Raw genomic sequence first — 26118 nt, 5'->3', positions numbered from 1 at the left:
TATACACCTTCTCTGAAATTTCTTGAAATTCTAGTCACAAATGATATATGTTTATCGTAGTCTTGTAAAGCATTTTTTACATGTGGGGGGTTTAAACGATGAAGTGGAAAATAGCTTGTATTCAAATGGATATAGCTTTCGGGCAACCAGATATCAATTTTCAGGTTGCAGAACAATGGATGGAAAAAGCAGCTCGGTCCCAACCCGATATCGTCATATTACCAGAGCTTTGGACAACCGGATACGACTTGACCAGGCTGAATGAAATTGCTGATCAAGAGGCAGAAAAAACGATTGAATTTCTTAAAACACAGGCACAGAAACACCAGATTCACATCATCGGCGGTTCCATTGCGAAAAAAACAAGCAAGGGAATCTATAACACCATGATCATCATCGATAAACACGGAAAGCTCATTAAAGAATATGATAAGCTTCACTTATTTCAATTAATGGATGAACATCATTTCCTGCAGCCAGGTGAAAAAGATGGTTTATTTACCCTTGATGAAAAAATATGTGCCGGGTTCGTTTGTTATGACATTCGTTTCCCTGAATGGCAGCGAGCCCATACCGTTCAAGGCGCGGAAGTTCTTTTCGTTACGGCTGAATGGCCAAAGCCGAGACTCGATCACTGGAGAGCCTTATTGATAAGCCGTGCCATCGAGAACCAAGCCTATGTTGTAGCCGTTAATCGTACAGGTTCGGATGTCAATAATATATTTGCGGGCCATTCCTTGATTATTGATCCATGGGGCAATATCATAAGTGAAGCCGGAGAAGGAAACGAACTATTGACAGGCACCTTGGACTTCAACAAAGTTACGGAAGCACGTAACAAAATACCTGTATTCGAAGATCGCCGTCCTGACTTTTATTAATTTACCCATTGACAAACTATTTAAAAAGTTGATATTATTTTCCCGAAGATTAAAATTTCAGAAAACATTTACTCTTATCAAGAGCAGGCTGAGGGATAAAGGCCCTATGAAGCCCAGCAACCGACTGTAATACCATTGTGAAATGGGGCGGATCTTCCGCCGGATTATTGAATCCACAGAGCACGGTGCTAATTCCACCAGAATTCATTTTCTGGAAGATAAGAGGTCCGAAGTCAAAACTTCTGCCTCTTTCTATATGAAAGAGGCTTTTTTATTCTTATTTTGAATCTGGAGGGGAAAAGAATGACTCAAAACCATTCAAATTTTAAGAGATTGACAAACGAAACAGCTATAACTCTTGCAAAAAAACTTGGGTTGGTCAATGCGGATGCAAGTTTGAAATGTAATGAAATCGGCGATGGAAACTTAAATTATGTTTTTCATATTACAGACACGGTCACAAACAAAGGTCTAATAATCAAACAAGCGGTCCCTTATGCCAAGGTACTTGGTGAAAGCTGGCCGCTGACATTGAAAAGGGCAGCCATTGAAGCGAATGCGTTGATTCATTTCAGAAGTTATTGCCCCGAATTCGTACCGCAAGTCTACTATTCGGATGAACAGCTTGCCATCACAGTCATGGAGGATTTATCGCACTTGAAAATCGTTAGAACAGGATTGATCGATGGCGATTCATATCCATTGCTTTCACAGCATATTGGTGAGTATGTTGCGAAGACGGCATTTTATACATCCGATTATCATTTAGAACCCTCTTCGAAAAAGGAAGTGGCCCGACATTTCACGAATCCCGAACTCTGCAAAATCACTGAGGTCTTTATTTTCACGGATCCATTTTTTGAGGAACTCCCTGGAGATTTCGAGGTGGAATTGAAAGATGCCGCCCAAAAAATATGGAATGATCAAGAAGTGATACTTGAGGTCGCCAAGCTGAAGCAAAGTTTTGAAACCGAGCAGGAAGCCTTGCTTCATGGAGATTTACATACTGGAAGTATATTTGCAAGTAAAACTGAAACAAAGGTTATTGACCCGGAATTCGCTTTTTATGGGCCAGTTGGTTTTGACCTTGGTCAATACACCGCCAACCTTCTCTTTCAGGCAATTACACGAAATGGCGCTGGAAAGGAAGAGATTTTCACGCTCCTTCATGAATTTTGGAATGCCTTTGAAGAAACTTACACCAAATTATGGGAGGTCCAAAATAAAAGTCCATTCCGCCATGTGAAGGGTTATCTGCCTTATTTACTGACAAAATTCAAAAAAGATGCATTCGGCTTTGCCGGCTGCGAACTGATTCGGCGAACCATTGGCCTTTCCCATGTAGCCGATTTAAACGTCATTGAAGATAAAGAAAGAAGGATCGCAGCCAAAACGGCAACATTGGAAATCGGTACTTTATTAATTAAAAAACGGGAGGAATTGGATGTTCCAGCCGTCATTGAAGCGTTGAAGCAACGGACACTGCCATCTTACTCAACCATTTAAAAGGAGACCTGAACATGACTACAATTGCACCCTTACCATATTCGGTACATTGGGATGATACCCATATTACATTATTAAATCAACAAGCCCTTCCTTCCATAACTGAATTTATTGAACTTCATTCTGTTGATGATGTATATGACAGCATTTTGTCATTAAAAGTTCGCGGTGCCCCAGCAATTGGGCTGACGGCAGCATTTGGTGTTGCACTTGGCGCCAAGCAGGAAACAACCGCTGAATTAGGGGAATTCAAGAAAAATGTAACGAGGCATATTGAAAAGCTCGCCTCTTCACGGCCTACTGCAGTCAACCTTTTTTGGGCGTTAAGGAGGATGGAGAACACCTTGCAGGCTGCTCAAAGCATTTCAACTGCCAAGGAAGCACTTATATCGGAGGCTAAAGCCATCTTTGCTGAAGATGAAGAAATGTGCAGGAAAATCGGGGAACATGGTTTATCCCTATTCAATATAGGAGATTCCATTCTTACTCATTGCAACGCTGGGGGAATCGCCACGGCTCGGTATGGCACAGCCTTGGCTCCCTTCCACCTGGCTAAAGAAAGGGACTTTCCGCTAAAAGTGTACGCATGTGAAACAAGGCCTGTCCTGCAAGGGGCGCGTTTGACGGCTTGGGAATTGATGCAAGCGGGAGTTGACGTCACCTTAATTTCTGATAATATGGCTGCCCATACGATTCACCAGAAAGAAATAAAGGGAATTATCGTCGGGGCCGACAGGATTGCGGCAAATGGAGATACTGCCAATAAAATCGGGACGTTGGGATTGGCCATATTAGCCAAGCACTTTGGTATCCCCTTTTATGTAGCCGCACCATCAAGCACATTCGACCTTTCTATCGAATCCGGCACATCCATCCCGATTGAAGAACGGAATGGAACGGAAATCACCTTCATTCAGGATGTAAGGATCGCTCCGGAAAACGTGAAGACTTTCAATCCAGCCTTCGACGTTACACCGAATCATCTAATTACAAGCATCATTACCGAAAACGGCATCATAACACCGGATTTCTTCAAAAACATTCCGCATTTTGTTAATTGATCCTGGTTCCTTTTATGGTGTTAAAAAACGAGAAGGATTTTTTATCCCTCTCTTTTTTTAAAGGTGATTGAATTAAGATTATTCTTGCGAGGTCTATAATACAATATTTAAATATGAACATCTTCAGTTAATATTAGGATGTCTTCGATAATAAAAGAGAATAGGACATTCTTATTATTTTGAAAAGAACTCCTGAAGTGCCTTCTTATTTTTAGTGTAGTCTATTTCCAAAACGGCACCGGACTGGGGATATATTTCATCTTTAAAGCTTCCTTTCACTGGAACCCTTAAGGTCTCGACCGTGTCCGGTGTATGGAAGACGGCTTTGGGACCCATTTCCATTATTGTTTTCAGTCCAATATCCGTATCCAAGTACGAGAGTCCTTGTTCGATTATACTAGGAAGGGCCGCCATCCCTTCGAAGGATGAGATTTGATTTATAAACGCTGTTTTTAATTGAACCATTACTTCTTGTTGTCGTTCAACCCTTCCAAAATCACTTTCATCGTCATGTCTAAAACGGACATATTTCAATATTTCCTCACCATGTAAAACATTTTTACCGACGCTTGCTTGGATGCTCATATCATCTATGATTTCCTGATCCACATTCACCGCCACCCCCTCAGGGGCAAGTAAATCCACCATCTTCACAAATCCCTTAAAGTCGATTACCGCTACATGGTCGATCTTGACATCGAAGTTTTCCTGTATGGTTTTCTTGAGCAATTCCCTCCCACCATAATAATAAGCAGCATTTATTTTGTTATATCCTGATTTATTCCCGGGGATTTTCACATAACTATCACGCATAATGGAAGCAAGCTTCAGTTTCTCCTGCTCAGGAAAGTATTTTGCAAGGATAATCGCATCTGATCGAGATTTTTGCTCTCCCCTTGTGTCAACACCAATTAACAGAAAGGTTTTATCGTTTTCCTGGTTATCTTCATTGGTTAGTTTTTTTTCCGTACCTTCATTTCCATTTTGTTTGGGTAAAGGGGCATAGGTGCAGCCTGCCAGAATCAAGACCAATAGATATATGAACAATACCTTTTCTTTCATTACCTCACCTCATCGGAAAATTACCCCTATTCTCTGCCTAATTTTGGAATATTATGCATGAAACGAAAAAAAAAGCCTGCCAACGATATCCGCTGACAGGCTTTTCGATCAACATCATTTATTGATTTCTTTCTTTAATACTTCTACTGCCTTTTTCACTTGTGTGTCGTTTTTAAGGATTTTCTCCTGGATGACCTGCATCAATTTCACGGTAGTATCATCCTTAATGGTGCCGGTTTCTTTAATTTTTTGTTCCCTTTGGAATGCTGTGACCGCATTCTTGGTTGCTTCATCGAAGAATCCATCTATTTTACCTGGATCATGTCCTGCTACCTTCAGCATCTCTTCAGCCGCTTTCACTTCACTCGAAGAATCGGATGCTTTCAATTCCTTATCAGGCGAAATGTACGGAAGGCTCGCATAATCAGGAAGCTTCACAGTAATATCCGGCTTGATCCCTTTTTTATGAATCCAATTGCCTTCAGGAGTCAACCATTTAGCTGCCGTATATTTAAAGTTAGATCCATCTTTAAAGGGTTTTTCGGCAGTCTGCACTGTCCCTTTCCCAAATGACTTGACACCGACCAATGGAATGTCCGCAGACTCACTGACAGCCGCTGCAACGATTTCAGAAGCACTGGCACTTCCGTCATCAATCAACACGACTACCGGGATTTTCAGTTCTCCATCATTCTCCGATTTAAAGACTTCTTTATTCCCGCTGCGATCCTCAACTTGAAGGACCACTTTCCCATTAGGCACGAATAGGCTTGCCATTTCTATTGCTTGGTCAAGAAGTCCTCCTGGGTTTCCCCGTAAATCCAATACGAGACCCTTCATATCCTTCTTCGACATTTCTTCAAGCGCCGTTTTCAGCTCTTGGACTGTATGTTCGGAAAAACTGGTCACTTGAATTTTTGCAACTCCATCATCAAGCATTTCCGCATATACCGTTTCAATCGGAATTGTGTCCCGTTTAATGGTGAGCTCGATCGGTTCAGACTCACCAGCTCTTGAGATGGAAAGATCCACTTTGGTACCCTTCTCGCCCCTGATTTTCAGGACAGCTTCAGAAGAGGTTAGCCCTTCAACACTTTTACCATCCACACTTAAAATGATATCATTTGGTTTTACCCCTGCTTTTTCTGCCGGGGACCCTTTTATCGGTGAGACGACCATGATTTTTCCATCCTGCTCCTGAATCTCAGCACCGATTCCTTCAAAAGATGAAGAGATGCTCTCATCGAAACTCGATGCTTCCTTTTTATCCATATAAGCAGAGTAGGGATCATCCAATGATTTGATCATTCCATTAATTGCGCCGTCAACCAGCTTTTCTTCATCAACCTCTTTATAATAGTTATCTTTTATCTTATCGTATGTAGTATACAGCTTTTCAAATTCCGCATGCTTATCCGGTGCTAATGACTCTACTTTTTCATCTCCAAAGGTCAAGGCTATTGTAGTAATCCCTGCAGTTAGAAATATGACCAAGAAAATCCCCATAATGAACGTAAACTTTTTTATTTTAATGAATTTCCCTGCCTCTTTTGGCTGTTTTTGATTTTCTTCTTCCACTGAAGCCTCACCACTTTCATTCTTCATGACGATATAAACGATTTCTATCTATTTTAACAGCTTTCATGACAATCGAAAAATAATTGTTATCAAAAATAACAACTTATGCCCATATGTATTTTTTTACGCCTTCGCAAACGTTAAAACAAAGAGAAAGCTCCATGGACTACAGGCATCTATTGACATTACAAAAATGGGGCTACCAAGGAATAACTGAGCCTGTATCCAACTGTCATTATACAGCTTCACTTATTCCTGGTCACCCACCTGTCATTTACATCCAATTATCAGTCCTGGATAGCTGCTTCCAAAGCCACTTCAACCATTTCGTTAAAGGTTGACTGGCGCTCATCCGCCGACGTTTCCTCACCAGTTAAAATGTGATCGGAAATGGTCAATACAGATAAAGCTTGGCGGCCAAATTTAGCAGCAAGCGTGTATAGGGCTGCTGATTCCATTTCTATCGCAAGTATTTGGTATTTTGCCCATTTTTCCAATTCACTATTATCATTATAAAACTGATCGGCCGTAAATACATTACCGACCTTCAATTGCAAGCCCTTTGCCGTGCCGGCGTCATAAGCTTTTCTTAGTAATTCGAAATCTGCGGTCGGGGCAAAGTCCACCCCGCCAAAAGTCATACGGTTCATTTGGGAATCGGTGGAAGCACTCATTGCAAGGATCACATCCCTGACTTTTACATCTTTTTGAATCGCTCCTGCAGTTCCCACACGAATCAACTTCTGGACATTATAGCTATTCATCAATTCATTCACGTAAATCGAAATGGATGGGACACCCATGCCTGTACCTTGTACAGAAATTCGTTTTCCTTTATATGTCCCTGTATATCCAAACATGTTACGAACTTCATTATAAAGTTTAGCATCCTCTAAAAATGTTTCAGCAATATATTTTGCACGCAACGGGTCCCCAGGAAGTAAGACCGTTTCCGCAATTTCATTCTCTTTTGCACCAATATGTACGCTCATACGACTATGTCCTCCTTAACTTGTGGTTGAAATGATATTCAAAAACTACTATACCATATCAACCACAAGTTAGGAAAATCGAACCTTATCTGGAACTTGAGAAATGGAGTTCACGAAACGACTTTTGCCACCCTTCCTAAATTGCAAACAAAACGGCGGAGGTCCGCCGTCTTTTTTTAATAGTTAAATTAAGGGAAAGGAAGCTGCTAACCGTCTTATGACAGGTTACTCATCGACTTCTTCATCAATTATGCATTTTTCAAGAAGATATTCGAATGTGATGTCAGCAAGATCTTCAACTTCAGCTTCTGTTGGAAGATAGCCCCGTCTTATCAATTCTTGAAAAAAGAATTCCGCTATCTCTTCTGTATCAATAAAAACCTCAATTTCTCGCAAATCATCGCCCCCTTATTTAAAGGTCTATGAATGTGTAGAGACAAATATACCAGTAAGGCATCCCTTAATGGAAAAACATATGAAGGGTCTATCGTTATCAAGTTCCATTCGGGATCAATTTGAATGGATACTTCTATAGGGAATCTGGAAATTGCCCTTTATAGGTGTCTTTCACTTCGTTTGCTTCTTTTTATGATCTGGATAAATTTCCTCTGCCGCCTTTTCTATTTTAGCGAGGGCGATCTTCATGATGTGACGATATTCATCATCGCCAAAATGTTCGTAGAGCTTACAATAATCATTATATAAATCCAACAGGCCATCAATCATTTCCTTTTTTTCATCTTTTGTCATTGTCATTTCTCGCTCACCTTTACCAGGGTTGTTTTGTTTAGCAATGATAGCAAGCTCATTTTTCTTTTGAGGAAGGAGCAGACCCAACTTTTTAATGATTCCATCTGCACGTTTAGCATCGGCAATTAAAGTCAGTTCTTCTTCATGCGCTTCAAGCCATTCACCATCAGAGATTCTTGATAACTCATAGATTACATCCTCCCAGGCATTTTCCTTATAGCGCCAAATTTCCGTTCGATAGCCGATAATCTTGAAATAATCCTGTTCATATCCATCCACTTGGACCAAGTCACCTAATAAAAATTTATATTCAATATCGATTTGTTCTTTCGGATAAAGGATTTCTCCTTCATATTCATTTATCGATTGCAATGTTTTTTCGATATAAAGACCTTCACTATAGTTCACTTCATACACATAAGCACCATCGAGAAATTTCACATCGGTTATATTCCCGACTGTCCCATACATTGTTATTACGACTGTATCGCCTAATTTAAATTTCGGCTGTTTTTTTTTGCCCATAAGAGACATCCCCCAATATGGTCCTTATCGTTTGATTAGTAAATTATATGCACAAACAAACATGGAGGTTAATGGAATTAAGCGGGCATTTTGCTCATTTAGCTAATTAACCGGCCCATTTATTTAAGGGCACTACAACCAAAAACCGCCTCATTTAATGAGACGGTTCGTAGTGGGGATAGTAAGCGTCACTTTCGTTCCTTCGTCGGGGACGCTCTCAATTTGGAATTTTCCTTTTAATTCCTCCATTATCTGAATGCATGTCGCCACACCTAATCCGTTTCCATCCGGTTTGGTGGTATAAAAGGGCATACCGATATTTTTTAAATTCTCGGGACTTATACCTTTTCCATCATCGCTGATCACTAATCTTATATATTGGGAGATGGAATCGTGATGCAGTTCAATCTGCCCCCTTGCTTCGATGGCTTCACATGCATTATTCAGGACATTCAAGAGAACCTGCCTTAACCGGTTCCTGTCTGAATAAACAAGGACGGATTGTGTCATACCATTAATTATTCTTACATGAGAACTCGGAATTGAGGGAGTATAGGTATCCATAATTTCATCAAGGAAATCCTTTAAATCGATTTTCTCCCATTCCAGTTGATGCGGTTTTGCCAAATCAAGAAGTTGTGTTACAAATACATTGACCCGATCCACTTCATGAAGCATGACATCGCTATATTTTTCTATCAATGATTTATCATGATCCTGGCTCTTCAATAATTGGAAAAAACCCTTTATTGTCGTCAATGGGTTCCTGATTTCATGGGCGACACCAGCAGCAAGCTGGCCAACATACTTCAATTTTTCCGTACGGACGATTTCCTTCTCACGATCTTCTATCGTTTCCATCATTCTTAGAAAGGCAAGGTTCAATTTTTCCATTTCCTCGAAGCTTCTTTTATCGGAAATGATGAATTCCTTTCCTCCTATGAAATCCTCTGTCGCTTCGACAAGTTCTTGAACTGGCCGAACGAGGGTCTTTGTTAGTAAATAGACAGCCAGAATGATAGAAACAAAAACGATGCTGTAGATGGTCAGGTACCGTGTCAATAGGTCATTCAAAGGCTGAAACACCTGCTTCTTATCAGCACCCACAACAACAAACCATTTATTCTCTGTTTGTGCTATCGTATGGACAGGCTTGATGGAATATATTTTTTCCCCATTCTCTGCACTGTACAAATCATCCGATAACGAAGCTTCCATCAGCTTATCTTTCGTTAATCCCATTTCTTTCAGGGCAGAATCCTGCATCATGCCGTGTGGGTCTTTTTTCGAAATCATGATGCCTTCTTGGTTGATCATGTAAAAGTTGACTGGGTATTTATCGCTAATTTCATTAGCCTTTTTCTCCATCATCTCCCAAAGCCCTTCCAATCGGAAAGCTGTGGATACGACTCCGATCATTTGCCCTGAATTATCATATACCGGAGCACTCAGAGCTATAATCGGTTCTGAGAAAGCCCGAGTTTTATATACGTCTGAAAGGAATTCATGACCTTTTATTGCCTCTTTGAACCATATTCTCTTCTCAAGGTTATCCCCGATCATTTTATTGGATGTATCTGCAATGACATTGCCTTCCATATCCAAATACAAGACACCGTAATAATTTCCTTTGGCATCGATAAACTTTTTTAGTTCATCTGACTTCTCTTCTTTTGAGTGGCCAGGATTGATGATTGCAGAATTTGCACTCATTAACTTCACATCACTGATCCGTTCGTTCAAATAGCTGTATGTTTCATTTACAATATTCAGTGAACCTGCATTCAGGGCATTTTTTGCTTCCTTCTCCAGAAGGGAGCGTTGTGATCCATAGGATATGATTCCCAAAATCAGAAGAGGAACACTTGCAATAAGTAAAGAATAAAGCAAAATTCGGGTTTGAAGGCTTTTTAACATCCTTCCGATCCTCCCTATTCCTGATCTCCCAATATGAGCCCTTCTTCTATTTGGACATACTGTTCCCACGCTTGATCGAATACTGACATACTTTCGAGATAGTCTGCATTCAATTCTAAATAACTGCTCAGTTCATTATAATCAGTCGATTGTTTTGGGAAGCCATGATCCTCATAGGCATAATTGGCAAATTTAGTGATTGCATCAATCTCCTTTGGTTGTCGAAATTTCATTAAATATAAATAAAATGGTCTCATGATGTCGAGCCCCCCCTAAAATAACTATGATTTCTGCTTTAATATATCGGAAACTTTCACTTCCGTCCACTTTTTTAAAAAACAATTTGGTTTTTTCTTCCTCATTTTATGAAATCCACGATTTTTCAACACAAAATGCATACCGTTAAATTACGAAGCAATAGTAACATATCGTAATCATTCCATATTGATTACGCTGGCAGAATTTCATCAAAAACTTATTAGCCGATTTAAACGCTGGCCATCATTTTCTGAAATGGAAAATCCCCTTCACCTAAGATAGAAATAGTGGTTTACACTGTTCCGTCTAAAATGAGGGGATTAATTCATTTATGGAAAAGTAATACACCTGCCGCTAAAAGTCAAAGTAATTACGTTTCAACAGCCTTTTCATGTTCATTAGCTCACTGTACTTCGTTTGTTTTTCAAGCTTTTTCGAATCAATTAAAAATAATTGATCTTCAATTTCCTTCACTATTTCATCACTTTGAAAAAAAGCATCGCAACTCTCACAATGAGATGAAGGGGTTTCCGTAATTTCCACCGCCCTCGAACCATCCGGCAGTTCCCAATACACAGTCCCCTTTACTGATGCAAGCTTCCCTTTCTCACACCATGGACACATCTCCATGCTATTCATCCCCCTTAGGAGTGCTCTTTTTTTGCTGTGCCTGGAATTTCTTTTCTTTTAACAAATCTCGCTTTTCACGTTTGTTCTTCAATGAATCATGCTCTGGGTTGGTCACGTAATTTTCCCGTCGGTTCATTCGCTTCAACCCTTCAGGCACTAAATTGAATTGCTTGTCGTTCATTAAACCAGATACACCTATATCTGACTGTTTTTCTTCCATATCAGGATATACCCCTTTGAAATAATCATCTGCAAGTCCTGGTGTATATTGCTCAGGTTCAGGATATGTGGTTATCACACCTTCAAAATTGCGCAGTACCGTTTTTGTTGGAGATTGTGAAAGGATATAATTCGGCTGCAGGGTGATTTTCCCTCCCCCTCCTGGAGCATCGACGACGAAGGTAGGCACTGCATACCCGGATGTATGGCCCCGGAGCCCTTCGATGATTTCGATTCCTTTTGAAATGGGTGCCCTGAAATGACCGATCCCTTCCGAGAGGTCGCACTGATAGATATAGTAAGGGCGGACACGGATCTTAACAAGATCATGCATCAGCTTTTTCATGATTGCGACACTGTCATTTATCCCCGCTAAAATAACTGCCTGGTTGCCTACAGGTACACCCGCATCGGCAAGCATCTCACATGCTTTCTTTGACTCTTCGGTAATTTCTATCGAGGTATTGAAATGAGTATTCAGCCATACCGGGTGATACTTTTTTAAAATGGCACATAAATTTTCAGTGATTCTTTGAGGAAAAACAACCGGTGCCCGTGTACCTATCCTGATTATTTCAACATGAGGAATTTCCCTTAAGTTTTTGAGGATATATTCAAGGATCGTGTCATTGATCAATAATCCGTCCCCGCCGGAAATAAGGACATCCCGAACTGCCGGTGTGTCTCGTATATAACCGATTGCTGCGTCCAATTGCTTTTTTGGCACGCCCATGCCAATTTGGCCTGAAAAACGTCTTCGCGTACAATAACGGCAGTACATGGAACATTGATTCGTCACCAAAAAAAGAACGCGATCCGGATATCTATGGGTCAATCCCGGTACAGGGGAGTCCTCATCCTCATGCAGGGGGTCTTCCATGTCATATTTGGTTTTATGCATTTCTTCCGAGATTGGGACCGATTGCATCCTGATTGGACACCTTGGGTCATCTTTATTCATTAACGAAGCATAGTATGGGGTGATATTCAATGGAATGGTTTTCGTGGAAATCCTCACGCCTTCCTCTTCATCCGGAGTCAGGTTTATCACTTTTTTCAAATCATCAACTGTTCGGATCGTATTTGTAAGCTGCCACAGCCAGTTGTTCCATTGTTCTTCGGTTACATCTTTCCATAGCTCTATATCTTTCCAATTGCGATCTGGCTTATATAAGTCAAATAACATGGTTATACCTCCTGAGTTATGATAGTAGTATTAAATGCAAGAAGGATGCCAAAATGACCCAAAAATTCGAATGCCCATAAAAAAAACCGGACTGCAGGCTGCATCCGGATTTTTTCCATCAAATATGTTTTTTTATTTTATATTGCAAGGTCTGTCTTGGAATTTGCAATAGCTTCGATGCTTGGAAAACGTTACCGTTCGTTTGAAGAAGGGCCTCGGTAATCAATTTTGTTTCCATCTCAATCATGGCCTCACGAAGTGGAAGTATTTTTTCGGATGGGTTGCGCTTCTTTAAAAACTGGGGCAGATCTTCAAGATTCAAAACATCATTCTCTGTATGGTTCATCATGAATTCTATCGTATGTTTAAGTTCCCTTACATTTCCAGGCCAGTCATATTTCCGAAAAAAATCCTTAGTCTTCTCATCCATGCCTTTTATGGACAATCCTAATTTACTGTTAAATATTGATATGAAATGTTCAGAAAGAAGCTCTATATCATCAATCCGCTCCCTTAGCGGAGGCAGCTCATAGCTCAATACGTTCAATCGGTAAAATAAATCCGGCCTTAGCCTATTTTCCGATACGGCCTTTTTCGGATCAATATTCATCGCTGCCATGATCCTGACATTCACCTGTACACTTTTTGTGCCACCTATCCTCCTGATGAACCCATCTTCAAGCACGCGCAGAAGCTTTGCCTGCAAGTCAATCGGCATCGATTGCAATTCATCCAAAAACAAGGTTCCGCCGTTGGCCAATTCAAACAACCCCTGTCGCTCCACAGCACCAGTGTAGCTTCCTTTTGCCGTACCGAATAGTAGCGATTCCAATAAACTTTCGGGTAAGGCCGCACAATTTTGCGCGATGAAAGGTTCATTACTGCGGGTCGATTCCTGGTGGATGCTTTGAACAAAAAGCTCTTTTCCTACACCGCTTTCCCCATAAACCAATACCGATGAGGTGGAGCGGGCAGCCTTTTTACCTTGGGATATCAAACCTTTAAACCCCTTATCACTTGTCAGGATTTCAGTGAAAGAATACAAACCGCCGTTCCCAGTCGTTTTCCTTTGAGGGCTTTTGATTGTCTTGAGCGAGCTTTCCAGATCAGCTAACCTTTCCGATAATTGCTTCAAGCTTGAATAATCCTTTGCAATCTCTATTGCACCTATCATAAACCCATCTACATATATGGGTAGTGTAGTATTTAGCGTCTCAATGATACGCCCATGAGCATTTACATACGATTGACTATAGTTATAGATTGGTTTTTCAGATTTAATGACCCGGAGTAACGTCGATGATTTATGATTCAAAGAAGGGAACGCTTCAAGCAACGGTTTCCCGAGCACTTCACTTCTTTTCATCCCATCATGATTGGCGGCCACTTCGTTATAAAAGATGGTCTGTCCTTTTGGATCTATCACATGAATGCCTTCATCAATGGTTTCTAATATCGCTTCCAACACTTCACTTGTATTAAAAAATTCACTAGGCAAGCTATCCCTCCTCAATACCCTCTTGCTAGATGTATATGAGGAAATGCCAAAAACTTGTCATGAACCGCCTAAAAATGAGCATTCAACTAAAGTTTTTCACCCAAAGATTCATATCTTCCAGTTTATCAAAGATATAACAATTATTGGCCAAACGTCCGCGGTACGAATATCCATGCTGATGCAATGCAGCATTCATGCCGAACGAGAGCGACCGGGCAATCGAATAGATACAATAAATGCCGTGTGAAATAAGATAGTCTTCAAGCGCGGAAATCAAGTGTTTCATCAAGCCGTACTGCCGATGTTCCGGCAATGTCGCACAATCAGTGATTTCTGCATTATGGTAAAAGGAATTAATTTCTGCGGAAGCAGCACTGACGATCCTCTCTTCATGGACATAAATATAAAAAACCGTTCCCATTTCCATGCACTTTTTCACATATACCGGATCATTCATCGGTGTGGGATACACCTCGAAAACCTTCCCATACAGTTGGGCCAGCTGAAGTGCATCTGCCACTTCAGCTTTACGGCCTTGATAGGCTGACGGCGGTTCATCCAGTCCGGATTTAATCGGCAGCATCTGAATATCGGTAAGGATTTGATCTTCCCTTTCCCATTCAGCACTGTTGCGCCTTTCATTCCGGTTATATTTAACAAGGAAGAAACAATCGCTTCCCAAAAAGAATTTATCGATGCTTCCTTCATATAGAAAGCCCTGAGCAAGCAATGCCATAACGTTTTCCCTGCGGGACTTGATGATGATTTTTTCTGCTGATATGCTTTTAGCCACCTTCAAGGTTTCCTCCACGCATTCTTGAAAATGCCCTAGATAATCATCGACCCTGATTCTCTTATTAAAATGGTCGATCGTAATATGTATGGTACACATTGGCTTTCGAATTCTTTTTTCGATGATTCCAGCCTCCATTTGTCCCGCTCCTTTCACATCTTCGAAAATTGTTGCGAAAGGCCTGACCCTTCCTGGATCAGACCTTGGAAAAATGATTATTCCTGGTCCACCCCACACCATTCAATAATGGTCAAAGCGATGATTTCCGCAACTTCCAACATTTTATCCACCTCTATATATTCGTTCGAATCATGGGCCATCTTCGTTTCCCCTGGTCCAAACACAACGACGGGGGTAGAACCAACCGATGAAAGATACCCTCCATCCGTCGCCCATGGTGAAGCTTCGACAAGCGGTTCTTCCCCGACCACTTTTTCATAGCATGTGCCAATTGTCTTCATGAGCGGGTGATTGATTTCGAGATTGCCAGGCAACCATCTGGCCCCAAACCATTCTAATACAATAGGTCTTTCTTTGAACCATGCATCACTCTCGTTTAAAGCATCTATTCGCTCCTTCAGCGATTTTTGTGCCTCTTCCATGGTTTCTGTAGGGGCGATGCCGAATCTTCCTTCCAGGACGGCTGTATCCGGCACGGAGGAAGGCCAATTCCCGCTTTGAATGCTACCAATATTGATTGGAATGGGGATAGGGACATTTTTATAGAGTGAATGACGGAGTGACTCATTCCGTTCTTGTTCAAGCATCTTGATTTCTTTCATTACAACAACCGCTTTATCAATTGCACTGACTCCTTCATACCTAGTGCCTCCATGTGCAGACTTGCCTTTTATTCTCAGCCGAAACCACATCGAACCTTGCTGTAATGGGAATAGTTTCATATTTGTAGGTTCCGGAATGATTGCACCATCAGCTTTATACCCGCGTATGACTGCCGCAAGTGTGCCGGCACCACCGCTTTCCTCTTCAATCACACTCTGAAATATCAAATCCCCCTTCAATTGGATTCCAGATTCGACAATCGCTTCAATGGCCAGCAATAAAGATACATTGCCGCCTTTCATATCCGTCGTTCCCCGCCCGAAAACTTTCCCGTCCATCAACTTGCCGCTATAGGGTTCATCGTGCCAAGCTGCATGATCTCCTTCAGGAACTACATCAATATGTCCGTTTAAAATAAGGGATTTTCCCTTGCCTGTTCCTCTTTTAATGGCCACAAGGTTCGGATTTCCTTTAAAATCCCTGCGGTCGCAATAAAAATGGGGATGTTTTCTTAATTGTTCATCCCCGATTTCCCAAAGGTCTATTTCCAGACCAAGTTGTCTGCACTTTTCGACCACTATTGCTTGTGCACTTCCTTCTTGGCCCCTTTTGCTCGGTTCCTGAACCAGTTTTTGCAAAAGCTGAACCCCATTCATCCGATGTTCATTCAGCCATGTTCTTATTTTTTCCTCATACATATCCATTCTCCTCTCTCATTCTTTTAATTTGTGGATGTTTTCAGAGACGGTAAACGAGGCTTCGGTCCGATTCCTGATTTCCTCAATGCTGGACGTATCAAATACATCAGTTAATAGAAGGCCCTCCGAAGTTACGGAAAACACGCCTAATTCGGTGATGATCATATGTACGCATTTTGGGGCTGTTAACGGCAACGTACATGTTTTGACTAATTTAGACATGCCCGCTTTATCGTTATGTTCCATCAAGACAATGACCTTTTTTGCCTTTGCAGCCAGTTCCATTGCACCGCCCATGCCTGGCACCCGCTTTCCCGGAACAATCCAATTAGCGAGATCCCCCGCTTGACTTACTTGAAGGGCTCCTAGAATTGTGATATCCACCCTGCCGCGGCGTATCATTCCAAATGCAACAGTACTGTCGCAGTAAGAAGCCCCGGCTCTAATGGTGATCGGCAATCCCCCAGCATTGCAAAGATGCGCATCTTCCTTCCCCGTTTCAGGAGTACTGCCAATTCCCACAAGGCCATTTTCTGCATGAAACATAACTTTATGATCATCCCAAAGATGATTCGGTACAAGTGATGGAATGCCAATTCCCAAATTGACCAGCATCCCATCGCTTATTTCTGCTGCTGCCCGTTTCGCTATTCTGTTTCTATCCCCTGTTCCCAAACCCATTTCCAATCGACTCCTTTTGAAGGAATGATATAATCCACAAAGGCACCCGGTACAATGATGTTCTCTGGATCCAAAGTGCCCAGCGGAACGATTTGCCTGACTTCGACTATAGTGATCTGTCCGGCCGCAGCAACGATTGGATTCGTATTCCTGGCACTTTTATCGAATAGAAGATTTCCATAAGGATCAGCCATTTCTGCATAAACAATGGCGATATCTGCAGTTAATGCCGATTCCACCAGATAATTTTTCTTACCTAGCTTTACGGTTTGCTTCCCTTTCCGGACGATATCGGCTTCCATTCCAATATCGGTCAATATCCCGCCGAGTCCCATCCCTCCGGCCCGGATGCGTTCGACAAGTGTCCCTTGCGGACAGAACTCCACTTCGAGTTCACCATTGTTCATTAATAGTCCTGCATTGGGATTGGAACCGATATGGGAAACGATGACTTTTTTCGCTCGGCGCCGGGTGACCAGTTTTCCGATTCCGATATCTGGGAAACCTGTATCGTTCCCAATCAAGGTTAAATCCTTAATACCTGATTCCAAAATCACATTGATCAATCCCGGAGGCGTCCCTATGCCACCGAATCCCCCAAATAGGATGGACTGTTTATCTTTAAAGTGATGGCGGACATCTTCCAAACGACAAATCTTCTGGAACGAATTTTCCACCACTATGACTCACTTCCTTGTTGTGATGATCGTTTACCTATCGAGTCATTAAATTGTCCAAAGGTTATATCGACCCTCATTAACAATTCAGCACACTCCTCTTCCGATATCGTTAGCGGCGGGGAGATGATGAGCGCTGCCCCGGTTACACCGTCAAGGCCTGCAGCTGCGGGATAAAGAAGGATTCCGTTCCTCATTCCCAATTCAATGATTTCATTGGTCACATCTGTATCCTTCGGAAATGGGGCCTTCGTTGCTTTATCCAGGACAAATTCGATGCCAATCAATAAACCTCTCCCGCGTATATCACCGATAAAGGAATACTTCCCTGCCAACTTTTTCAGGCCCCTAATCAGGTAATTCCCCCTGTCGGCTGATTTTTCGACTAGTTCATTCCTTTCGACATAGTCTAAAACCGCCAAAGATACCGCACATGATAACGGATTCGCACTTAAAGTATGACCTCCTATAATTGACTTCGAACCTTTCATTATGGGTTCCATCACGTTTTTGGTCATTACTGCTGCCGCTATTGGGGTATACCCCCCACTCATACCTTTACCTAATGTTACGATGTCAGGTTCCACATCCCAATATTCGGAAGCAAGCATCTTACCGGTACGTCCAAAACCGGTCATTACTTCATCAGCAATGAATAAAATATCATTCTCTTCGCAGATTTTCTTGAGTTTTTGAAAATAACCCTCAGGAGGGACAATGGCCCCTCCGGCTGCGCCGATAACAGGTTCTGCAATGAACGCCGCTATATTTTCACTGCCAATGCGCCGGATTGATGCTTCCAATTCCGATGCACAGGCCATTCCGCAAGTATGTTGGTCAAGTTGAAGTGGACATCGGTAACAATATGGAGGAGATACAGAAGGATATGATTCAAGTAAAGGAGTAAAGCGTTCCCGGCGAATCGGATGTCCAGACATTGAAAGAGCTCCCATCGTGATGCCATGGTAACTCATCCATCTCGATATGATTTTCTGTTTCTTTGGCTTCCCTTTTTCCTGCCAATGCTGAATGGCAATTTTCAATGCCGTTTCAGTCGCCTCGGAGCCGCTGTTTACAAAAAAGCTGTATGTCAGTTCCCCTTTGGTCAATTCTGCAATTTTTCCGGCGAGTTTCTCTGCAGCATCGCTGGTAAATTGGGAACGATACACAAACGAAACCTGTTTAGCCTGTTTTACCATAGCCTCAATGATTTCCTGGACTCCATGGCCAATATTGGCTGTAACGGCACCGGAAGAAGCATCGAGGTAATCCTTTCCATTTTTATCGTATAAAAACACTCCCTGACCATGACTGATAGTCGGGTAGGCTCCTCCCAGGACCGGTTTGATCAATGAAGACTGCTCCATAAGCCCACACACTCCTTCTCTTTAAAAACAAATGCCATATAGTAAGTGTATGTCCAGATGAAGGCAATCTTGCTAAGGAAATTGTCCTAAGCATGTATACGGATAATTTCTTGGTTCCATGGGTGATTGTCCAAAAATGGCGACAAAAAAAGTGTATCCGCGAGAGATACACTTTTTTCTTACAATACGCTATTTAGTTTTTCTTCACGAATGGATTCCAAAAAACTTTCATCCTTTAAAACAGCCAACACATTTTTATAAAAAGCCGTTTTATCGATATTTGAAGTATGTACATATTCATACTCTTTTAAAGACGGATGACGCAAAACATTTTTCATGCAGGAATGACAAACTTTTTTAGTTCCTAACTTATAGTAGTTCAAGTTACTTGCATCCCCGTTAGAAGTGTCTTCGTTACAAACGGAACATGTATGGCTCACACGGCCTTTTTTATTATATTCGGCCAAAGCCCCTTCTAAACGAATGGATGCTGGAATTGTTAATAACACATAATCACCTTTTCTATTTTAAATCTCTTAGTATTATATCAGAAAAATAAAGAATTTGAACTATTAGACTCATATTCCCTAAATAATGCTTGTAAAATAGGACAATTTCCAGGGCTGACAAGAGGAAAGACTCCTAATATACACCATAATGCAAACCATATTCATAGATATCCCTAACAGATTAAAACACCGTCCATTTTTTGAACGGCGTCTTCAAACTGTTCATGGATGAATCTGGATCGTCGCTTTTCCGTTCTTCACTTTCATTACTGCTTTTGAACCAACCGGCACAGTTACAAAAGGATGAACATGACCAAAGTTGGCATTAGCGATCACGGGTATGCCACTTATCTCCTTTTTGGAGGCGATGATTTCCCGCAAAGCATATTCAGTCATTCCTGAATCCTTTTGGAAACGGCCGATGACGATTCCTTTAATCCCACTTGCACCTGGCTGATGGAGCAAGGATTGTAAATCCCGGTCAAAACTGAATGGATGGCTTTCTTCGTCATCTTCTATGAAAAGGATACTGTCCTTTAAAGATGGCATGTACTCTGTACCTTGTAATAGATTGAGTGTACAAAGATTTCCCCCAATGATTGTCCCGGCAGCTTCACCTTCCTGAATAACCATATAACCAGCATTCGGGTGGAAAGTTCGGTCATCCTGTTCCAAATGCCAAGAATCATCACTCCACGTTTCACTTGGTTCAAGATAAAAGCCTTCACTTTCAATTACAGCCTTTGTAAAATATCCCATCGTATATTCCAGACCAGCCTTAATCCCGAACGTCGAGAAATGAGGACCTGAATATGTAGTTAAGCCTGTTTTATTATAAATGGCCAATAAAATTGCGGTTATATCACTATACCCCATCAACACTTTTGGATTTTCCTTAATCAAATCATAGTCGATATACCGTAACAATTGGTTAGCGTTATACCCCCCGATAGCAGTGAAAATCCCCTTAACATTCGGATCCCTGAACGCATCATGCAAATCCTCGATCCGGTCTTCGACCGAATTCGAGAAAAAGTCATCATGGAACAAAACCGTTTTACCATATGTCACTTTAAAACCTAGCTCAGTCAATCTTTCTTCTGCCAATCTGCGTTGTTCCCCTTTGACAATCGCCAAGCTTCTTGAAGGAGCAATTACGCGAATTTCATCCCCTGCTTGTAAACGGGAAGGTTTCATATCTTTATCCCCCTAAATTAATTACATTCTGTCGTTATTTTAGCAGAAATGGTTTACAAAGAAAACTAAGTCCTTTATCGTATGTCATTCACCGAGCTAGTTTCTTTGAATTCTCACGTCATTCCCGATGCACAGAAATCAGGATTTAAAAAAGGAATGGCTGTGTATCGCCTGTCCCATGTTCCCCTGGATTTATCCATGATGATTCAGTCAGCAACCATGGAATCAGAAAGGTCCACCGTCAAACCACCAATTTCCTTACATAAAGAAAAGACCAGCTTTATCAACTGGTCTTTGGGTTATTGAATTAGCAGCAGAATGAAGCACCGATGATAATCAATAGAATGAACAAGACAACGATTAATGCGAAGCCTGATCCAAATCCGCAGCTACCGCCGCCGTATCCACCGCCACCATATCCGTACCCTGGTCCTGCAACATTTCCACCATATCCGTACATTAAGTTTCACTCCTTTTAGAATTCTGTTTTCTCTTTACACCTTACCATATGTCGATACGCCCGCCTTGGTCTGTGCATTTGCCTATTTTTTTGGATTTAAGAAAAAACTTCAATCAACACCATCTTAAGCGTTATTCATTCAATGGCTGAAATCCTCCGAGCAACCATGAAAATTGTCACAAATTTATTGTGTTACTTTAAAATTGGGATATAATAAGGAAAAAACAATTCTTAGCCTCTTTAAGCTATCTCATACCTACATGGATACATAAAAGGCAATACGGGGGAACATAATTGAAAACGAACGCAAAATCCTTCATCCCTTTCGCTGCAATCGCCACGATCCTTCTAATCAGCTATATCCTTCAAAAAGTTCCTAAAACATATGGATCGGATGATTCGATAAATGTTTATCAAAAATTCCAATCAGGCCAGCCCATTCAGTATCTCGTCATTGGTGACAGTATCGGAAGAGGATCGGGAGCTGAAAAGCCTAATCTAACATGGTTCAAACAGCTAGAAAATAAGATGAATGATGCCAATGATATTCCGTTACACGGTGACTACGTGGTCCAAAGCGGATCAACTGCTTTTGAGGGCCTATTCAAGCTTTCCCAAAGAAGGAAGCATGATCATAAAGATCTGATTTTCTTCGTTTTTGGTGAAAATGACCGCAAATATATGAATGTCGATGATTTTACCATGACATATGAAGCGTTAATGAGAAAGGCAAAACGGCTCCACCCTAATGCTGAGTTATTCACAATAACAGAGAGTTCCTTGAAATATGAGGAATTTGCGTCAGCCATTGGACTTTTATCCAAACATTATGGTGCTACAAATGTGGATATGCGGCCGATATTCAAAAATTCAGGATATACGGAAAAACAGCTGACCAAAGATTTGGTACATCCAAATGGGCTGGGGTATAAATTATATGCCGATGCCATTTATGAACGGTTCCTGGATAACATCAAACAAGAGAAGGCTGTAGCGGATCTTCCAACTAAGCTGCATGCCCGTTCCGGTTTTGAATTATCGGAAATTGACCACTATGAAAAAATGAGCGGTTTCCGGCCAATGGGCGGCTATTTCACTAGTAGTGAAAAGGGCAGTGTGATTCAATATACCTTCAAAGGGAGTATGCTTGGTGTGAAACTGCTTAGAAGTCCTGATGGCGGGGAAGTGAATGTATGGATCGACGGAAATGAAATCACGACTTTGAATACATGGTGGCCATTTGCCCGTGAAAGATATTTATTTGTCACTAATGGGCTTCGCCCCGGTTCACATACTGTCCGTTTTGAGGTGACTGGCAGGACAAAAGCAATGGACCTGACCGACATTCCATATGTCCGGATCGCGTCAATCATCACAGATTAAATATTACTCAATAAATAACCCCCTATCGTAATCTGATAGGGGGTTTTCCAATCAATCAAAAAGCTTTTTATATTCCCCGTATCCCTCTTTTTCAAGATCTTGGAGCGGGATGAACCTTAATGATGCTGAATTGATGCAATAGCGTAATCCTGACGGTCCCGGCCCGTCATTGAAAACATGTCCCAGATGAGAATCGGCAGTTTTTGAGCGGACCTCGATCCTTCTCATGCCATAACTCGTATCGAGGTTTTCCACCACTTCCTCTTCTTTAAGCGGTTTAGTGAAGCTTGGCCAACCGCAGCCTGAATCGAACTTTTCCTTTGAAGTGAAAAGAGGATTACCTGAAACGATATCCACATATAATCCTTCCTCCTTCAAATTCCAATATTCATTGTTAAAAGCTGGTTCCGTTCCATTATTTTGCGTGACTTCATATTGAATCGGAGTGAGTTTCTTTTTTAATTCTTCTTTACTTTTCATTTTTTTCCCCCCAGTGATGTTGTATAAATGCTTTACGTCCTGAGCCAGTCGAATATCTTTCATAATGTTCAGGTTGCTTTTTATAGTAATGCTGGTGGTATGTCTCGGCTGGATAAAACGTTTTGGCTGGTATAATCGGGGTTACGATCGGTCCGGAAAATTTCCCGCTCGCCTGCAGCTTAGCTTTGGATGCTTCTGCAATTTCACGTTGGTTTTCGTCATGATAAAAAATGGCCGTTTGATAAGAACTTCCCCGGTCATAAAATTGCCCGCCAGGATCTGTCGGATCAATTTGCTGCCAAAATAACTCAATTATCTTTTTATATGGATATACGTTTGGATCAAAGGTGATCTGAACAGCTTCATAATGTCCCGTGGTTTCAGAACAAACCTCTTTGTACGTGGGATTTTCCGTATTCCCGCCTGTATAGCCGGAGATAACGGATTCGATGCCGGGCTGTTCATCGAACGGTTTCACCATGCACCAGAAACATCCACCTGCGAATGTTGCTTTCTCTAATTGCTTTGTCAATGAAAATCCTCCTTTTTTACAAACCATCCATTGAATGCATTTTAACGTTTTTATATACCCCTGTAAAATAATATGCCGAGAGCCTTTTCACGAAAATGTTACCTTCTTTTTAGAAAGGAGACACACGCCCAAGCATGATTACATATGTTAACAACATGATAGAAAAATGAGAGGTGTTGGAAATGAGCGATAAACAATCATATCCACAAAAATCGGAAACATATGATTTACTATCGTCTTATAAAAACAGCGATTCGCAATTGCATGATTATTATTACCATAAACATTTGAAAAGTCTCGAAAATTCAACATACAGAAATGAACAAATAACTGTCCTACTGCCTGCACAAGTCCGCTTCTTACATGCTGTCCCAACAACTCACCCATTTGATGTTCATGTAAATGAAATGCGTATCCTCAAAAATTTCTCGTATAAAGAGTGCAATGGTTATTCACCACTGCCCCCTGGCAAGTACCAATTGGATATATACCGCAGCGGGCAAAACACCTCACCTCTATTAAGCTGTAAAGTGGCTCTCGAAATCGGAGCTTCCTATACCATTGTTCTAGCACCTACCGTGGCTAACGAATCGTTGAAAATTTTACCTTTCGAGGATAACCCATCTGTTCCTCCAAATGAAGCAAAGGTCCGATTCATCCAGCTTTCACATGATTTACTCTCCGTGGACATTGCAGTCAAAGGCGGAGATGTCGTCTTTGATCAACTCCATTTCAGGAAAGCAAGCGAATATCTCACTATTCATCCCATGATAGTTGACTTCGAAGTGAGGAAAGCTGGAACAAAAGAAATCGCACTCCCTTTGCCAAACAAAGCATTTCAAGAAAATACTTCCTCAACCATTTATATAATCGGATCGAATCGGGAATCATCCTCACTAGAAACCCTAACGCTCTCCCCATAAATGAATAAAAAACCAGGATGCATCGATCCTGGTTTTTTATTCATTAATTCATGATCACTGTAATGATGATGGGATGGTCAATAAAAATGAAATGTCATCATTTTTCAGATCGAATTCTTTCGCCTTCACCCTTATATCGCTTTTCAGTTCCATATCCTGTAAGGACACATAAATACTTTCGTCATTGGGGCTTATGCTAACCCATTCAGGCATATTATATCGCTCATTAATCAAATTCATTACATATGAAACAGGAAGGTTCATTTTACCGACTGCAATTGATTTTTGCTTAAGAATCAAATCCCCATTCTTTTGGGCAATTGGTTCAAAAGTCAATTTCATTTCCACTTCACGGTTGAAAAATGGCATTGTTCCGTATAGCTCCACCTCATCCGTTAAATAAACTTCATAGTGAATGGATCCCGTTAACCCCTCTTTATCCAGATACTGGTTGATTAACCTTGTCAAATCTTCCCGATTCGTGTGAATTTGAAATTGGATATCTTCTTCGCGGCTTACTTTGGGTATCAGCTCTTTATCTTTAGTCGGCAGATTAACTAAAATCGTTACAAACAGGATGACCAGGATGTTTAAGGCTAATAGGGAAATAAACAAAGTCTTCCATTTGACATTTGTCATTCTTGGTCATCATCTCCTTTGGCACTCGCTTCCAATGTGTCCTTTCCTATAGTGGTAATATCCATATCATTATAGATTCTTGTCGCGATTAATTCATATCCGCGGTCATTTGGGTGAAAATAATCCTCGGCATAAAGCAAATCTTCTTCGGGATTCTCGAAAATGTCTGCTATTTCAATAAAATATGCTGAATCATATTCTTCAATGATCTCTTTTCCACTTTCATTCCAATCATTCATGATCATATCAAGTTCATAAAAATCTCCGAACCATTTGGAAAATGGATTATAGACGCCTACAAGGTATATTTGCGCAGAATCATTTTCGGAACGAACCTTATCAAGTATCTGCCTTAATCTTTTTTCATACCCTATTTTTGCCGAATCAAACTGATTCAGTTCCAGATTGGAGAAATTCTGTTTAAAGACCTTCATGATATCATTTCCACCGATTGTGACGACAATCGAGTCAGCTTGCTTTATGTCCTCTTTAATCCTAGTCTTATCCAGTCTTTTCAATAGTTGGTCGGTCCTATTTCCACGTATGCCATGATTAATCATCTCAACGGAAGTAATCGATGGTTCTTTTTCCAGCTTATTTTGTAAATAAGGCAGATACCCGCCATTATCTTTACTATCACCGACACCTTGAGTCAAGGAGTCGCCAATTGACACGATTTTCACAGGGTCCGGAAAAAAGCTGGCAGGAATGGTTTCCTTTTTACTCAGCTCAACGATGCTTTTCTGCTGAACAGATGGCTGATTTGAGGCTGTTTCATTTTGACTGCAGCCTGAAATCCAAACTAGGCATATGAAAAGACAGGTGATTTTGTACCTCATGACCCTCACCTTCCTACCCATATATTATATCATGCAGAAAACGAAAGATTGCAAACAATATACCTTCATTGTACTTCCAGAATTGAGCATTCCT

Annotated in this window: 27 protein-coding genes and 1 riboswitch; of the genes, 5 read left to right on the top strand and 22 right to left on the bottom strand. The window is 41.2% G+C overall.

The features are described from left to right. Positions 1-98: 98 nt before the first annotated feature. From A6755_RS12735 to mtnA, 3 genes are all read left to right on the top strand, one after another. Positions 99-881, top strand: a complete 783-nt coding sequence (locus tag A6755_RS12735; RefSeq protein ID WP_034307495.1) for a carbon-nitrogen family hydrolase — start codon at positions 99-101, stop codon at positions 879-881. A gap of 71 nt (positions 882-952) precedes the next feature. Then, positions 953-1106: riboswitch (SAM riboswitch) on the top strand. Positions 1107-1184: 78 nt separating this feature from the next. Beyond that, complete coding sequence (gene mtnK / locus A6755_RS12730) at positions 1185-2387, top strand: S-methyl-5-thioribose kinase (RefSeq protein ID WP_063590847.1); 1203 nt, start codon at positions 1185-1187, stop codon at positions 2385-2387. Positions 2388-2401: 14 nt separating this feature from the next. After that, entirely contained in the window at positions 2402-3448 is a 1047-nt protein-coding gene (mtnA, locus tag A6755_RS12725) for an S-methyl-5-thioribose-1-phosphate isomerase (RefSeq protein ID WP_063590846.1), read from the top strand. A 174-nt stretch (positions 3449-3622) separates the two neighbouring features. On the opposite strand, the gene A6755_RS12720 is transcribed toward mtnA, so the two are convergent. The 18 genes from A6755_RS12720 to A6755_RS26030 all read right to left on the bottom strand — a co-directional run bounded on the left by A6755_RS12720 (position 3623) and on the right by A6755_RS26030 (position 21228). Next, the gene (locus A6755_RS12720) at positions 3623-4510 is read right to left on the bottom strand and encodes an LCP family protein (protein WP_063590845.1); all 888 of its coding nucleotides are present in this window, start codon (positions 4508-4510) and stop codon (positions 3623-3625) included. 114 nt (positions 4511-4624) lie between these two features. Further along, a complete protein-coding gene (locus A6755_RS12715) occupies positions 4625-6115 on the bottom strand; it encodes a lmo1851 family serine protease (protein WP_063590844.1) in 1491 nt (496 codons plus the stop codon). A 260-nt stretch (positions 6116-6375) separates the two neighbouring features. After that, a complete protein-coding gene (deoD, locus tag A6755_RS12710; RefSeq protein ID WP_034307509.1) occupies positions 6376-7080 on the bottom strand; it encodes a purine-nucleoside phosphorylase in 705 nt (234 codons plus the stop codon). Positions 7081-7305: 225 nt separating this feature from the next. Beyond that, complete coding sequence (locus tag A6755_RS25715; protein WP_064505166.1) at positions 7306-7476, bottom strand: YozD family protein; 171 nt, start codon at positions 7474-7476, stop codon at positions 7306-7308. A 171-nt stretch (positions 7477-7647) separates the two neighbouring features. Beyond that, a complete protein-coding gene (locus A6755_RS12705; RefSeq protein WP_034307510.1) occupies positions 7648-8355 on the bottom strand; it encodes a hypothetical protein in 708 nt (235 codons plus the stop codon). Positions 8356-8505: 150 nt separating this feature from the next. Then, entirely contained in the window at positions 8506-10272 is a 1767-nt protein-coding gene (locus A6755_RS12700) for an ATP-binding protein (protein ID WP_063590843.1), read from the bottom strand. Positions 10273-10286: 14 nt separating this feature from the next. After that, on the bottom strand, positions 10287-10529 hold the full coding sequence (locus tag A6755_RS12695; RefSeq protein WP_034307512.1) for a YozE family protein: 243 nt from the start codon (positions 10527-10529) through the stop codon (positions 10287-10289). 355 nt (positions 10530-10884) lie between these two features. Next, entirely contained in the window at positions 10885-11160 is a 276-nt protein-coding gene (locus tag A6755_RS12690; protein ID WP_034307515.1) for a YokU family protein, read from the bottom strand. Position 11161: 1 nt separating this feature from the next. After that, positions 11162-12565, bottom strand: coding sequence for a lysine 2,3-aminomutase (gene kamA / locus A6755_RS12685; RefSeq protein ID WP_034307517.1), 1404 nt, complete (start codon positions 12563-12565; stop codon positions 11162-11164). Positions 12566-12683: 118 nt separating this feature from the next. Then, the gene (locus A6755_RS12680; RefSeq protein ID WP_063590842.1) at positions 12684-14063 is read right to left on the bottom strand and encodes a sigma-54 interaction domain-containing protein; all 1380 of its coding nucleotides are present in this window, start codon (positions 14061-14063) and stop codon (positions 12684-12686) included. A gap of 82 nt (positions 14064-14145) precedes the next feature. Beyond that, positions 14146-14994, bottom strand: a complete 849-nt coding sequence (gene ablB, locus A6755_RS12675; RefSeq protein ID WP_063592533.1) for a putative beta-lysine N-acetyltransferase — start codon at positions 14992-14994, stop codon at positions 14146-14148. A gap of 77 nt (positions 14995-15071) precedes the next feature. Continuing rightward, positions 15072-16343 (bottom strand): peptidase, encoded by a 1272-nt coding sequence (locus A6755_RS12670; protein ID WP_063590841.1) that lies wholly within the window; start codon positions 16341-16343, stop codon positions 15072-15074. Positions 16344-16352: 9 nt separating this feature from the next. Continuing rightward, positions 16353-17018, bottom strand: coding sequence for a 3-oxoacid CoA-transferase subunit B (locus A6755_RS12665; RefSeq protein WP_063590840.1), 666 nt, complete (start codon positions 17016-17018; stop codon positions 16353-16355). Then, positions 16985-17695, bottom strand: a complete 711-nt coding sequence (locus A6755_RS12660) for a 3-oxoacid CoA-transferase subunit A (RefSeq protein ID WP_063592532.1) — start codon at positions 17693-17695, stop codon at positions 16985-16987. The genes A6755_RS12665 and A6755_RS12660 overlap by 34 nt, the downstream gene beginning before the upstream one ends. A 2-nt stretch (positions 17696-17697) precedes the next feature. Continuing rightward, entirely contained in the window at positions 17698-19062 is a 1365-nt protein-coding gene (locus A6755_RS12655) for an aspartate aminotransferase family protein (protein ID WP_063590839.1), read from the bottom strand. A gap of 179 nt (positions 19063-19241) precedes the next feature. Beyond that, positions 19242-19571 carry a hypothetical protein gene (locus A6755_RS12650; RefSeq protein ID WP_034307530.1) on the bottom strand — a complete coding sequence of 110 codons (330 nt, stop codon included), beginning with the start codon at positions 19569-19571 and terminating at the stop codon, positions 19242-19244. A 222-nt stretch (positions 19572-19793) separates the two neighbouring features. Next, the gene (locus A6755_RS12645; RefSeq protein ID WP_063590838.1) at positions 19794-20768 is read right to left on the bottom strand and encodes a S66 peptidase family protein; all 975 of its coding nucleotides are present in this window, start codon (positions 20766-20768) and stop codon (positions 19794-19796) included. Between the two features lie 307 nt (positions 20769-21075). Next, on the bottom strand, positions 21076-21228 hold the full coding sequence (locus tag A6755_RS26030; protein ID WP_072273171.1) for a YjcZ family sporulation protein: 153 nt from the start codon (positions 21226-21228) through the stop codon (positions 21076-21078). 294 nt (positions 21229-21522) lie between these two features. Between A6755_RS26030 and A6755_RS12640 the strand changes: the two genes are divergently transcribed. Next, the gene (locus A6755_RS12640; RefSeq protein WP_084737686.1) at positions 21523-22611 is read left to right on the top strand and encodes an SGNH/GDSL hydrolase family protein; all 1089 of its coding nucleotides are present in this window, start codon (positions 21523-21525) and stop codon (positions 22609-22611) included. A gap of 51 nt (positions 22612-22662) precedes the next feature. On the opposite strand, the gene msrB is transcribed toward A6755_RS12640, so the two are convergent. Together msrB and msrA are read right to left on the bottom strand one after the other, a co-directional pair. Then, the gene (gene msrB / locus A6755_RS12635; RefSeq protein WP_034307536.1) at positions 22663-23091 is read right to left on the bottom strand and encodes a peptide-methionine (R)-S-oxide reductase MsrB; all 429 of its coding nucleotides are present in this window, start codon (positions 23089-23091) and stop codon (positions 22663-22665) included. Then, complete coding sequence (gene msrA / locus A6755_RS12630; RefSeq protein WP_084737683.1) at positions 23081-23650, bottom strand: peptide-methionine (S)-S-oxide reductase MsrA; 570 nt, start codon at positions 23648-23650, stop codon at positions 23081-23083. Before msrA ends, msrB begins: the two co-directional genes overlap by 11 nt. Positions 23651-23805: 155 nt before the next feature. On the opposite strand from msrA, the gene A6755_RS12625 reads away from it, so the two are divergent. Then, positions 23806-24546, top strand: coding sequence for a DUF4397 domain-containing protein (locus A6755_RS12625; RefSeq protein WP_063590836.1), 741 nt, complete (start codon positions 23806-23808; stop codon positions 24544-24546). Positions 24547-24600: 54 nt separating this feature from the next. Here A6755_RS12625 and A6755_RS12620 read toward each other — a convergent pair whose 3' ends face one another. Both A6755_RS12620 and A6755_RS12615 read right to left on the bottom strand, forming a co-directional pair. Then, positions 24601-25185, bottom strand: coding sequence for a YpmS family protein (locus A6755_RS12620; RefSeq protein ID WP_063590835.1), 585 nt, complete (start codon positions 25183-25185; stop codon positions 24601-24603). Beyond that, a complete protein-coding gene (locus A6755_RS12615) occupies positions 25182-26024 on the bottom strand; it encodes an SGNH/GDSL hydrolase family protein (RefSeq protein WP_063590834.1) in 843 nt (280 codons plus the stop codon). Before A6755_RS12615 ends, A6755_RS12620 begins: the two co-directional genes overlap by 4 nt. Between the last annotated feature and the right edge of the window lie 94 nt (positions 26025-26118).

The sequence above is a fragment of the Peribacillus frigoritolerans genome (assembly GCF_001636405.1).
Lineage (GTDB): Bacteria > Bacillota > Bacilli > Bacillales > DSM-1321 > Peribacillus > Peribacillus frigoritolerans.
The sequence above is the reverse complement of the archived record's forward strand: the minus strand, read 5'-3'. Positions and strand labels throughout refer to the sequence as shown.